Origin of the sequence: Olivibacter sp. CPCC 100613, assembly GCF_036959255.1 — a bacterium.
Lineage (GTDB): Bacteria > Bacteroidota > Bacteroidia > Sphingobacteriales > Sphingobacteriaceae > Olivibacter.
Genome location: NZ_JAWMTI010000005.1, coordinates 89450 through 102193, shown reverse-complemented (window position 1 = coordinate 102193; position 12744 = coordinate 89450). Strand labels below are relative to the sequence as shown.

Sequence of the window (12744 nt, the reverse complement as noted above, 5' to 3'; positions counted from 1 at the left end):
TTGATGAATGAAAAACGTGTTTCGCAACAATTAAGAAGTTTCGAACGTCTTTTAAACGCATATGACGAGGGTAAGGAACCGCTTTCCAGGTTTCTTACCCTTTTTTTTAAGGAAAATCGGCAGATGGGTTCAACCGATAGACGAACATTATCGCGGTGGATTTACAATTATTTTCGATTAGGGAAGGCTTTGCCCGATTTATCTGTATTGGAGCGCCTAGTGATTGCCGAATATCTATGTGCGGCCGAGAGCGATGTCGTAGCGCTTCTCAATCCGGTTTTAAATCATACGATAACAGCCAGGGTCGATGAAAAGTTGCGTTTAATAGCGGATCGTTTTTCTTTTAAGATTCATGATGTTTTTCCGTTGATCGCACATGTATCAGCGGACTTAGATCAACTGCCTTTCTTAAAGAGCATGTTCAGGCAGCCCAAACTTTTTGTACGGATCCACCCGGGAGCGGAACAGTTATTTTTAGCATGCTTGGAGCGTAATCAAATCAGTTATGAAAGAATAGATCAAAGAAGCCTGGCTTTGGAAAATGGTACAAAGATCGACCAATATAGAGAGCTTCGCGGAACGTATGAAGTACAGGACCGATCTTCACAGCAAACGGGTGTTTTTTTTGAAGCGAAACCGAATGAAAAATGGTGGGATGCATGTGCTGCTTCAGGAGGGAAATCACTTCTTTTGATGCAAACATACCCTGATGTAAACTTATTAGTCAGTGATGTGCGATCAAGCATATTAAGGAATTTGGATGAACGCTTTGAACAAGCTTCTATTAGACATTATAGAAGAAAGATTATCGACTTGACAAAAGATCCTACAGTGATACTTGGTGATGAAACTTTTGATGGTATTATACTGGATGCACCTTGTTCAGGATCTGGAACTTGGGGTCGAACGCCGGAGATGATGCAGCAATTTGATGACAGAAAATTGCAAAGTTTTAGCCAGCTACAACGGACAATTTTGCGAAATACCGTACATCATTTGAAGGTCAATAAGCCATTGATATATATTACCTGCTCGGTATACAAAGAAGAAAATGAAGAACAGGTAGCTTTTACCGAATCGCTAGGTTTACAAGTGGAAAAAATGACACTGTTGAAAGGCTATGAGAACCGGGCCGACACGATGTTCGTTGCCCGGCTGATTAAAAATCCAATATAATTTTATTAAATATCTTCGCTGGCTATTTGTCGAGCTTTATTTGTCAGTTTTCCTATGGTCAAACCTTGCACTAAGATGGAGAAAAGAACAACATAATAGGTGATGGACAGCAACAAATCCTTATTTAAGTCGTTATCTATGGAAAGGGCAAGTGCAACGGATACACCGCCGCGTAGACCTCCCCAGACTAGAATGGTAATTGTCGCTTTATTGAATTTTGTCTTCATCGGTATAATATTCACCGGGAGCCATATGGAGACAAAGCGGGCAAGTAATACCATCAGAATACTAATGATGCCAATTAACCAATAATCGCCAATGTTGGTAATAAGAATAAGTTCAAAACCAATGATCAAGAATAAGATCGCATTCATGATCTCATCAATCAATTCCCAAAATTTATCTAAATAATCTTTGGATACTTCACTGAGCGCAAAACTGCGGCCGTAGTTTCCAACCACTAATCCGGAAGCTACCATGGCTAAGGGGCCGGACATATGTATTGCGCTTGCCACAAGGTGGCCACCCATTACCACCGCAAGGGTAATCAGAACTTCCACTTTATAATTGTCGATTTTTCCTATTGTTCTAGAGGCGATGTAACCTAATAGTAATCCCAGTGCAACACCGCCAAGCGCTTCTTTCGCAAGCAACCAGGAGATGCTACCGAACGATAAATCTACATCTTCACCTTGAGCAAGCTGTAACATAATAATGAAAACCACAACAGCTATCCCATCATTGAAAAGGGATTCGCCGGCCACTTTTGTTTCCAATGATTTTGGAACACCTGCTTGTTTCAAGATACCCAATACCGCTATCGGGTCAGTGGGGGAGATAAGCGCCCCGAAAAGAAGGCATTGAATGAGGGGTATTCCCATATGCAACCATTGCAAGATATAAAAAAGCATGAAACCGACAGCAAAGGTGGAGATGATAACGCTCACCGTAGAGAAAATCATAACAGGCGCCTTTTGCTCTTTCAAGTCGCTTAGTCGGATATGGATGGCGCCCGCAAATAGCAGGAAATTTAGCATGGCCCCCATTAATACTTCTGTAAAATCAACAGAAGAAATGAAGGTGGAGAATTCCTGGAAAGTATGTGGAAAAATTTTATCAGTAAGTATAAGGCCCAGTGAGACCAAAAGGGCAATCACCATGACGCCAATAGTAGACGGTAATTTTAAAAACCGCTCATTAATATAAGAGAAAACGGCTGAAAGAACAATAAGTATTGAAAATGAGTAGTATAATTCCATATAATGTTTGGGTTTGCCGTAAAATAAGAATTTTTATTTTGTTTGGCAAGTTGAAGTAGTAAGTAGTGAGTAGGGGATAGTTAATAGTGAGGGTCGTGGCAGGCTTTTTACTTCTTACTTTTGAATTTACAAACCCGTGTTACTTCTGAAAAGCTTAATAGCAATGGCTAGTAAAATGACACCGAACGCTTTTCTCAATACCGCCAAACCTGTACGACCCAAGAGTTTTTCCAAACGATAGGTGTTTTTTAACACGATATAAATAATGCCAATATTGATGAGTATACCAACAATAATATTCTGTGTTGCATATTCCGATTTGAGAGATAAAATAGTTGTCATCGTTCCGGCACCGGCAATCAGCGGAAAAGCCAACGGTACAATGGAGGCTGTTTCAAAACTATCATCTTTGAAGAAAGTCATACCTAAAACCATCTCCATAGCAATAAAAAAGATCACCAATGAACCGGCAATAGCGAACGAAGCAACATCAATACCAATCAATTTCAACATGCTTTCCCCTATAAAAAGAAAAGCGATCATCAGTACCATCGCAACGAGGCTTGCTTTGCCTGATTCAATTTTTCCGGCTTTTTGACGTAAATCAATAATAATAGGAATGGAGCCTAGGATATCAATGATCGCGAAGAGAATCATAGTAACGGAAGCAATTTCCTTTATGTTGAAAAACATGCTTTTGGTTTTATAAATCAAACTTATATAAAACTTCGTTGATATCCAATGAGGACGATCATTATTCAGGCAGCGATATAAAAAAAGGGCCTTCAGGCCCTTCGGTAATTATTAATCTTTTGACTCATTTCGCTCGGCGGCTAATCGGGCAAGACTATGCGATTTACTGTAACCAAAGTAAATTATAATACCAAGTGCCATCCAGATTGCTAAGCGTTCCCAACTTTCTATAGGAAGGCCCGCCATCATCGTAACACAGATGATAATCCCCAAGATAGGAACAAGCGGTACGAGTGGTGTTTTGAATGGACGATCTAATTGTGGATCTTTTTTTCGTAAAATGATCACCCCAATGCAGACCAATGTAAAGGCAAATAAAGTGCCGATGCTGACCATGTGTCCCAGGTCAGAAACCGGTACAAATCCAGCGAAAATGCTGACGAAAAACATGAAGAGTAAATTCGATTTCCAAGGGGTTTGATTTTTAGAAAGATCAGAGAAGAACTTGGGCAGCAAACCATCTTTACTCATACTATAGAATACACGGCTTTGGCCTAATAACATGACCAAGATCACCGACGTGTAACCCGCTAAAATGGCAATCATTAAAGCCAGATTCAAAAAGGTGTAACCTGTACGGGCGAAGGCCGTTGCTACCGGCTTTGCATCACCTTCGAATGCACTATAATGCTCCAAACCCGTCATAACATAAGAAAAGGCCACATACAAAAGTGTACAAACGAGCAACGAGCCGATGATCCCGATAGGCATTCCTTTCTGCGGGTTTTTAGCCTCTTGTGCAGCAGTGCTAACGGCATCAAATCCAATGAATGCGAAAAATACAACGCCGGCTCCTCTTAATACACCGCTAATGCCAAAGTGCCCAAATTCAGGGCTGCTGAAGAAATCAAAAAACCCGATTTTTCCCGCCTTCAAAGCCTCTTCGCCTGTATTGACAGGAATAAAGGGGCTGTGGTTTGCCGGGTTGATAAACTTCCAACCCAAAGCAATAAATATCAATACAACCGCTATTTTTACGATCACAAGTAAATTGTTCACAAATGAGGATTCCTGTGTTCCCCGCATTAGCAGGAGCGATAATAGACATACAATCACGATCGCCGGAATGTTGATCATACCACCTTCCCAAGGGCCGTGTAAAAGGGCTGCGGGCAAGTGGATGCCAATCTCCGCTAAGAATTGAGAAAAGTACTGCGACCAACTCACAGATACTGTTGCAGCGGCCAAAGCGTATTCAAGGACCAGGTCCCAACCGATAACCCAGGCGATAAACTCACCCATGGTAGCATAGGAATAGGTATAAGCACTTCCTGCGACTGGAATCATGGAAGCAAATTCTGCATAACACAGACCGGCAAAACCACATCCGATGGCAGCAATAATAAAGGAAAGAATAACCGCTGGCCCGGCATTGTCTGCGGCAGCAATTCCCGTTAACGAAAAAAGTCCCGCACCTATGATAGCTCCAACGCCTAAGGCTACTAAGTGATAACTGGATAAGGTTCGTTTTAAAGTGCCTTCTCCACTTTCTTGCGCTTCTTTAATCAGTGAGGGAATTGATTTTTTATAAAACATAATGTGGTTTTTTTACTTTGTGGTGGTTTGAATTGTATTTATTGTTAAAATGTGGTGTGATTTTGCTAAAATAATGTAATGTTTGGGTGATTTGATGTCTTTTTTACTTAAAATCATTATCTTTTATTAAAAGAAAGTCAAACCTACAATTTTTATTTGATAAACAAAGAAGGCGCTATTTATTTTAGCGCCTTCAAGGGATTATAGGTTGTTTTTTTTCGTATTTGTTACATTCTCTCGATTGTTTGCTGTCTGAATTACCTCCGTTTTTGGTTTTGTTTGCTTTAAGCTAATTGTATGCTTGTTGATGTTTATATGCGGAGCGATTATTAACGACACAATCGACATCAATTTGATCAAAATATTCATGGATGGGCCCGATGTATCTTTGAAAGGATCGCCCACCGTATCGCCGGTAACGGATGCTTTGTGAGGTTCTGATTTTTTATAATAAACTTCGCCATTAATACTTGCCCCTTTTTCGAAAGACTTTTTGGCATTATCCCAAGCACCGCCGGCATTCGATTGGAACATCCCCATCAGAACACCGGATACTGTTACACCAGCTAGTAAACCACCTAATACCTCAGGGCCAAAACTGAACCCAACCACAATCGGCACAAGAAGTGCGATAGCGCCCGGCAGCATCATCTCCCGAATCGATGCTTTTGTGGAGATTTCCACACAACGGTTATACTCAGGTTTTGCTTTATACTCCATGATTCCCGGTATTTCTCTAAATTGCCGTCTTACCTCTTGCACCATGTCCATAGCAGCTCTGCCTACCGCTGAAATGCACAATGCTGAAAAGATAAAAGGAATCATCCCGCCAACAAACAAGCCGGCGAGTACATCGGCCTTGTATATATCGATCTGGTCAATTCCGGCAACGCCCACAAATGCTGCGAACAACGCTAAAGAGGTTAAGGCGGCCGATGCAATCGCAAAACCTTTGCCGGTGGCTGCCGTGGTATTTCCAACAGCATCCAAATTGTCTGTCCGACCGCGCACTTCCTCTGGAAGTTGACTCATTTCAGCAATACCACCTGCATTATCAGCAATGGGACCGAAGGCATCAATAGCCAGTTGCATCGCGGTTGTAGCCATCATACCTGCAGCGGCTATAGCAACCCCATATAAACCGGCAAAATGATAGGAACCGTAAATGCCGGACGCCAAAACAAGTATAGGCAGTACGGTAGACTCCATGCCAACGGCTAAACCACCGATTATATTGGTTGCATGACCTGTTATCGATTGCTGAACAATGGATTGAACCGGTCTCTTGGACATAGCAGTATAATATTCGGTAATGATACTCATCAAGGCACCCACGATCAAACCCACGACAATAGCTAGATAGGTGTCGGTTTTTGTAAACTCATATCCTCTAATAACCATGGTGTCCGGCAATAACCAATTCACGGCAAAAAAGGAGGCAATGGCTGTTAATACAATAGAAGTCCAATTTCCGGTGTTCAAGGCCTTTTGTACATTTCCGTTTTCATTGGAAATCTTTACCAGGGAAGCACCAATGATGGAGAAAAGTAACCCTAAACCGGCAATAAGCATAGGAAGTAGAATAGGTGCGATACCGCCAAAATTGTCATTTGAAACAATTTCTCGTCCTAGCACCATGGTTGCCAGAATCGTCGCCACATAAGAACCAAATAAATCGGCTCCCATACCTGCTACATCACCTACATTATCACCTACATTATCCGCAATGGTTGCAGGATTTCTCACATCATCTTCCGGAATGCCTGCCTCTACCTTTCCAACAAGATCGGCTCCTACATCGGCTGCCTTGGTATAGATACCACCGCCGACACGAGCGAACAAGGCAATGGATTCGGCTCCAAGAGAAAATCCCGCTAATACTTCCAGCGCTCTCTCCATTTCTAAACCGTTGATTTGGCCGTTTGTATTCTTTACATAAATGGTATAAAAGATAATAAAAAGCGAACCGAGCCCTAAGACCGCCAAACCAGCAACACCAAGTCCCATCACCGTTCCTCCGGTAAAGGACACCTTTAAGGCTTTGGCCAAACTTGTACGGGCAGCTTGTGTAGTACGAACATTAGCTTTCGTCGCAATACGCATACCAATGTAACCGGCAAAAGCTGATGTCACGGCGCCAATTACAAATGATATGGCGATAACCCAACTGGAATATGGACTTAATGTGCCTGACCAGGCCAGTAATATACCCGCAATAACGACGAAATAAGACAATATTTTCCATTCAGCCTTTAGGAATGCCATTGCGCCATTCGCTATATGATCTGCCAATTCTTGCATGGTTGAATCACCCGCGTCCTGCTTGTTAACCCAGCTTGATTTGCCGATCATGACCAAAATTCCTATAAGCCCTAACATCGGTATGATGTAAATTAAATTACTGTGTAGAAAATCCATAATTTCAATTGAGTTTATAATGTGTATAAAGGTTTTGTATAAATGGTTCCGTTACCTAACGTAAGGTAAGAGTCATATAAAATAATTCGCTGAAAATAAACAGGGTTATCGAGATAATCAAATTTATTTTTTTAAAAAATCACAAAAATATTTTTCTACATTCGTTTTTGATAACCCCAAAACCCCATGAATCAAGTACAATCCGAAAATCATATGAAGAAAGAATTGGGCCTATTGGATGCGACCATGTTAGTGGTTGGATCGATGATTGGTTCAGGTATATTTATTGTTAGCGCAGATATCGTTCGTCAGGTCGGAAGTGCAGGTTGGTTGATTGTTATCTGGTTATTGACGGGAGCCATTACACTTACCGCTGCTTTGAGTTATGGTGAACTTTCGGCGATGTTTCCCAAAGCTGGTGGACAATATGTTTACCTTCGGGAGGCTTATAATCGCTTAATTGCTTTTTTATATGGTTGGGCTTTGTTTGCGGTCGTTCAAACAGGGACGATTGCTGCCGTCGGTGTTGCATTTGCAAAATTTACAGCCTACCTGTTTCCCGTTGTAAGCGATGAACATGTTTTATATCAAAATGATCTGTTTCAATTGAACGCTGCACAGATTACAGCGATTGCAATCATTGTCTTGCTTACCTGGTTAAATACCAGAGGCGTTAAAAATGGGAAGATTTTACAAACGGTGCTCACCATCGTTAAGATCTTATCATTAGGAGGGTTGACGATTTTAGGATTGATAACGGCTTTCAAGGCGGACATATGGAATTTGAATTGGACGGATGCATGGGTGCCTAAAACATGGGACTTTAATAAAGAGATATTTGTTAATATCAGTGGTGCTACACTTTTCGCAGCGATTGTTTCGGCGATGGTGGGTTCGTTATTTTCAAGTGATGCTTGGAATAATGTAACCTTCATCGCAGGCGAGATAAGAAATCCTGAACGTAATATCGGATTAAGCCTTTTTTTAGGAACTTTAATCGTAACGGTTATTTATGTGTCAACCAATGTGATGTACTTGGCAACTGTTTCTTTGCAGGATATTGCCTTTGCGCCGGCAGATCGGGTGGCGGTTGTGGCTTCACACGCTATTTTCGGTAAGGTGGGTACGGTTGTAATTGCTGTGATGATTATGATTTCCACTTTTGGTTGCGATAACGGGCTTATATTATCCGGTGCACGCGTTTATTACACCATGGCCAATGATGGTGTTTTTTTTAAACAGGCAGGAAAGCTAAATCGCTTCGAAGTCCCGGGTTGGGGATTATGGGCACAATGCGTTTGGGCTTCGGCGCTCTGTTTAACCGGTAAGTATGGCGATTTGTTGAATTATGTGATTTTTGTAGTATTGATTTTCTATGCGCTCACGATTATCGGTGTCTTCATCCTTCGTAAGAAGCGCCCGGATATCCCTCGTACCTATAAAGCCTTTGGGTATCCAATACTACCGGCCGTTTATGTTATAGCTGCCTTTTCAATTTGCATCGGTCTACTAATTTATCAACCTACATTCACTTGGCCGGGACTGATCATTGTATTGATAGGCATTCCCATATATTATTTAATTGGTAATAAAAAATGATCAAATGTTAAGGAAACTGCAGCGGCATTTTGGCTTTCATCGACGAGAACTGAACGGCATTTCCGGTTTACTTATTTTGATTGTGCTCGTGTGGCTTATTCCTCTTCTTTATGTTTTAGTTTACGAACCAGATCAACCAAGCGTTGAATTTCTAGCGGACGATTGGAAGGATGTGGAAGTTTTAGAACCAAGCAAAACGCTACCACAAGAAAAGACGGTCCATTATTTTAAATTCGACCCGAATGATTTATCCGCCACTCAATGGAGACAGTTAGGTCTTCGAGAAAGCCAAATACAAAACATTAAAAATTTTGAAGCTAAGGGTGGGCGTTTCAGGGAAAAAGAAGATCTACGCAAAATATACACGATTTCAGAAGCCGATTATAAACGCCTCGAATCTTACATCCATATCACCCCTCTGAAAACTGCAAAAATAGACGATTCTTCTTTTGGTTCTCCTGCAAATAAAAAATATACAAAAGCGGAACCAATACGGGCGGAGCCATTGGATTTAAATGAGGTCGACAGCCTTTCCTTGCTGTCCTTACGCGGGATCGGACCTGTCTTTGCCTCGCGCATTATTCGTTATCGGGATCTGTTGGGCGGTTTTTATTCCGTGTCACAACTGCAGGAAGTATATGGCATGGATACCATGAAATATCAACAACTTACACGGCACGTACTGGTTGATAGTACGCATGTGAAGCGCATAGCAATAAATAGAGCGAGTTTCGACGAGTTACGAAAGCATCCTTATATCAAATCCCAATATGCGAAATTGATCATTGCTTATAAAAAACAACATGGAGCCTATAAAAGCATGGAAGATTTATCACAAATACCTGTATTTGATGAAAAATATTTACGTAAAATTGCACCTTATATACTATTTGATCAATGATTGACAATCTGCTAAAAGCAACCGTACGGGATATTGTAGATTTTCCGAAACCTGGTATCGTTTTCAAAGATATTACACCTATACTTAAAGACGCTAAGCTCTGTAATCTCGTTGTTGAAGAATTTGTAACGCGTTTAGAAGATGTACAGTTTGATGTCGTTGCCGGTATTGAAAGTAGGGGCTTTTTGTTTGGTTTGATGTTGGCAAACCGTCTGGGGATACCATTTGTTCCGATAAGGAAGGAAGGGAAGTTACCCGCTCAAACTACCAAACAATCATACGATTTAGAATACGGTTCGGCTACGATTGAAGTACATACGGACGCTTTTGAAGCAGGTACACGCGTGTTGATTCACGATGATTTGCTGGCAACTGGCGGAACCGTAGTAGCTGCAAGTAAACTGATTCAACAGCTCGGCGGAATAATAGCAGGTTATAGCTTCGTCATAAGTTTGGATTTTTTAAACGGGAGACAGCGTCTTTTACCATACAGTAGCCAACTCATCTCCCTTGTTGATTATTAGTTATTAGTTGCGGGTTGTAAGTCCACGGGGCTTATGCTTCATTATCGCATCGGCTAATCATCACATTGGCTAATTAACTACTTCCTACTCAACCACTCAACTATTTCCCGACTCAACCACGCTACAACGCTTTTCCTGTTAATGTAATTTTAGAGGTAATCTTCATGGGGATTTTCATCCCTTGAGCGGAAATGTCGCCGTTAATCTGTTGATTGATTGTGCTTGCGTTTATAAGTCCTGTAGAGACATCAACCTGAATGGTGCCTTCCTGAGTTCCATTCAAATTGATCTCCATACTTCCTAAGGGGCTGTCGGAGGCGATTGGGCTCAGCTTAACTGCTGAATGTACCGCGATATCGGCTTGTTTTCCTTGGATGCCTGTGAGTGTATATTGATTTTGTAGGTCCATCTCCATCATGCCCGCCATGGGCATTTTGAAGTCTTTCTGCCAGGTTTCCCTAGGTTTAATCTCTTTGTTCGGATAGATGTTTAATGAAACATTCATCATATTCATAAAGGCCGAATCACTAAACTGTTGTTTTAATAGTTGTTGTGTAGTTTCCTCGCCACCAATGGAGTTCAAGATGTCTTGCATACCTTCTACTTTTGTTACTTCGCCTTCCGGGCTTAAATACATCAGAAAGCTTTTACCAACCATGTTTCCAACGGCTTTTAATGGGCTTTCCGGGTTCTCCTTACTTTCTGAGTCGAATTTAAATGCGCCTTGAGGTGTTTCCATATTGATGGCCATTGTCTGATAGGTGCTCTTGATTTTCATTCCCTGTGCATTGCTTTCAAGTACTTCATATAGGTAGTCTACTTTCGTCTGCTGTTTAATATCCATCTGATTTCCCATTACCTCTTGGTTGACGAGTTGATCAATATTGGTACTAAAAAGGTATGAGGCCCCTTTTTTTAAATTCATTTTTAATAATACGGCTTGCTTGGCGATCTCTTCCCCCGTTTTATTACCGGCTTTGGCCATGGTCAAACTAACTAATAGGAAGAAGAATGTGAAGATTTTTTTTATCATTTTGCTTGCATTTAAATGTATGAACGAAGATAAGACAACGCCTTTAGAAAGATTGTTACGGATGTAAAGAAAAAGACATACCGTGGACCTAAGCGAATAGGCTTTGATTTTATACTAAATACTGTTTTGTTATTCATTTAATATTGATTTTACTTTCTTTTTTAAGATATAATTTGGTTAATATTGTATGTTACCATATTATAAATTATTATGCTCGAAAATAGTGAAACATCTTATTTCGCATCGGATCATCAGGGTATGATTCGGGAGATGGTGCGCGAATTTGCTCAAAAAAATATTCTTCCTCATGTAATGGAATGGGATGAAGCGCAATTTTTTCCTCGAGAACTCTTTGGCCGGATGGGAGAACTGGGGCTCATGGGCGTACTGGTACCCGAAGATTACGGTGGTACCGGGCTCGGTTACCATGAATATGTTGATGTAATTGTTGAAACTGCTCGCGTTTGCGGAGGAATCGGGCTCTCATTGGCTGCACATAATTCGCTTTGTACAGGGCACCTCCTTACTTTTGGTAACGAAGAACAAAAAAAACGTTGGTTGCCGAAACTGGCTTCCGGAGAATGGATTGGGGCTTGGGGCCTGACAGAAGCCAATACAGGGTCTGATGCACTAAATATGCTGACGACGGCTGTATTGGAAGGAGATCATTACGTCATTAATGGCGCTAAAAATTGGATTACGCATGGAAAGAGCGGTGACATTGCGGTGGTAATGGCCCGTACAGGTGATAAAGGCCAATCTGCTGGTATTTCGGCATTCATGGTAGAAAAAGGCACGCCTGGCTTTACGCATGGTAAAAAAGAAAATAAACTGGGCATGCGTGCATCTGAGACAACGGAGCTTATTTTTGATAATGTACAGGTACCGAAAAGCAATTTGCTTGGGCAGGAGGGAGAAGGTTTTAAGCAAGCAATGAAAATATTGGATGGCGGACGGATATCCATAGCAGCTTTAGCGTTGGGGATCGCTAAAGGCGCACTGGATGCTGCTATTACGTACAGTCAACAACGGCATCAATTCGGACAGCCAATCGCTAGCTTTCAGGCGATCGCTTTCAAAATAGCCGATATGGCGACGGAAGTTGAGGCCGCTGAGCTCTTAATAAGAAGAGCGGCAGACTGGAAAAATAAAGGGCTTCCTGTTACAAAAGCTTCCGCAATGGCTAAATATTATGCGTCAGAAGTGGCGGTGAAGGTGGCAACAGAAGCGGTTCAGATTTTCGGTGGTTATGGTTATACCAAAGATTTTCCGGTAGAAAAATTTTATCGGGATGCAAAACTTTGTACGATCGGGGAAGGGACTTCGGAAATACAAAAGATGGTCATTTCCAGAGAAGTGCTTCGCGCCGGGAAAAGTGACTAAAATGCAAGTTTACGGTATTGAATAAAAAAATGGCAGGAATGAATAATTGCAAAATCATGACAGCATTTACTTTGTATTATATATGTAAATAATTCTATTCTTTTGTTATTTTTTTAAGAAAATATAATCGAATGGTGTTATTTTTGCAAACCATAGATTAAA

Annotated in this window: 10 protein-coding genes; 5 read left to right on the top strand and 5 right to left on the bottom strand. The window is 41.3% G+C overall.

The genetic code is table 11. The features are described 5' to 3' along the window. Window positions 1-3: 3 nt before the first annotated feature. The gene (locus tag RYH73_RS16775) at window positions 4-1176 is read left to right on the top strand and encodes an RsmB/NOP family class I SAM-dependent RNA methyltransferase (protein ID WP_335314605.1); all 1173 of its coding nucleotides are present in this window, start codon (window positions 4-6) and stop codon (window positions 1174-1176) included. Window positions 1177-1181: 5 nt separating this feature from the next. Here the strand turns inward: RYH73_RS16775 and RYH73_RS16770 are convergent, their stop codons facing one another. The 4 genes from RYH73_RS16770 to RYH73_RS16755 form a co-directional block, all read right to left on the bottom strand. Further along, window positions 1182-2435 (bottom strand): cation:proton antiporter, encoded by a 1254-nt coding sequence (locus RYH73_RS16770; RefSeq protein ID WP_335314604.1) that lies wholly within the window; start codon window positions 2433-2435, stop codon window positions 1182-1184. A 126-nt stretch (window positions 2436-2561) separates the two neighbouring features. After that, the gene (locus RYH73_RS16765) at window positions 2562-3128 is read right to left on the bottom strand and encodes a MarC family protein (protein ID WP_335314603.1); all 567 of its coding nucleotides are present in this window, start codon (window positions 3126-3128) and stop codon (window positions 2562-2564) included. Between the two features lie 111 nt (window positions 3129-3239). Next, entirely contained in the window at window positions 3240-4724 is a 1485-nt protein-coding gene (locus RYH73_RS16760) for an amino acid permease (RefSeq protein ID WP_335314602.1), read from the bottom strand. Between the two features lie 201 nt (window positions 4725-4925). Further along, a complete protein-coding gene (locus RYH73_RS16755) occupies window positions 4926-7142 on the bottom strand; it encodes a sodium-translocating pyrophosphatase (protein ID WP_335314601.1) in 2217 nt (738 codons plus the stop codon). Window positions 7143-7328: 186 nt separating this feature from the next. Between RYH73_RS16755 and RYH73_RS16750 the strand changes: the two genes are divergently transcribed. Genes RYH73_RS16750 through RYH73_RS16740 form a run of 3 tightly spaced genes read left to right on the top strand, consistent with a single transcriptional unit; the run spans window position 7329 to window position 10166 of the window. Beyond that, window positions 7329-8741: an APC family permease gene (locus RYH73_RS16750; RefSeq protein WP_335314600.1), complete on the top strand. Its 1413-nt coding sequence runs from the start codon at window positions 7329-7331 to the stop codon at window positions 8739-8741. A gap of 4 nt (window positions 8742-8745) precedes the next feature. Then, window positions 8746-9642 carry a ComEA family DNA-binding protein gene (locus RYH73_RS16745; RefSeq protein WP_335314599.1) on the top strand — a complete coding sequence of 299 codons (897 nt, stop codon included), beginning with the start codon at window positions 8746-8748 and terminating at the stop codon, window positions 9640-9642. Next, a complete protein-coding gene (locus RYH73_RS16740) occupies window positions 9639-10166 on the top strand; it encodes an adenine phosphoribosyltransferase (RefSeq protein WP_335314598.1) in 528 nt (175 codons plus the stop codon). Before RYH73_RS16745 ends, RYH73_RS16740 begins: the two co-directional genes overlap by 4 nt. 121 nt (window positions 10167-10287) lie before the next feature. Here the strand turns inward: RYH73_RS16740 and RYH73_RS16735 are convergent, their stop codons facing one another. Beyond that, window positions 10288-11199, bottom strand: a complete 912-nt coding sequence (locus RYH73_RS16735; protein WP_335314597.1) for a DUF6263 family protein — start codon at window positions 11197-11199, stop codon at window positions 10288-10290. Between the two features lie 210 nt (window positions 11200-11409). On the opposite strand from RYH73_RS16735, the gene RYH73_RS16730 reads away from it, so the two are divergent. After that, window positions 11410-12582, top strand: a complete 1173-nt coding sequence (locus tag RYH73_RS16730) for an acyl-CoA dehydrogenase (RefSeq protein ID WP_335314596.1) — start codon at window positions 11410-11412, stop codon at window positions 12580-12582. Window positions 12583-12744 lie beyond the last annotated feature (162 nt).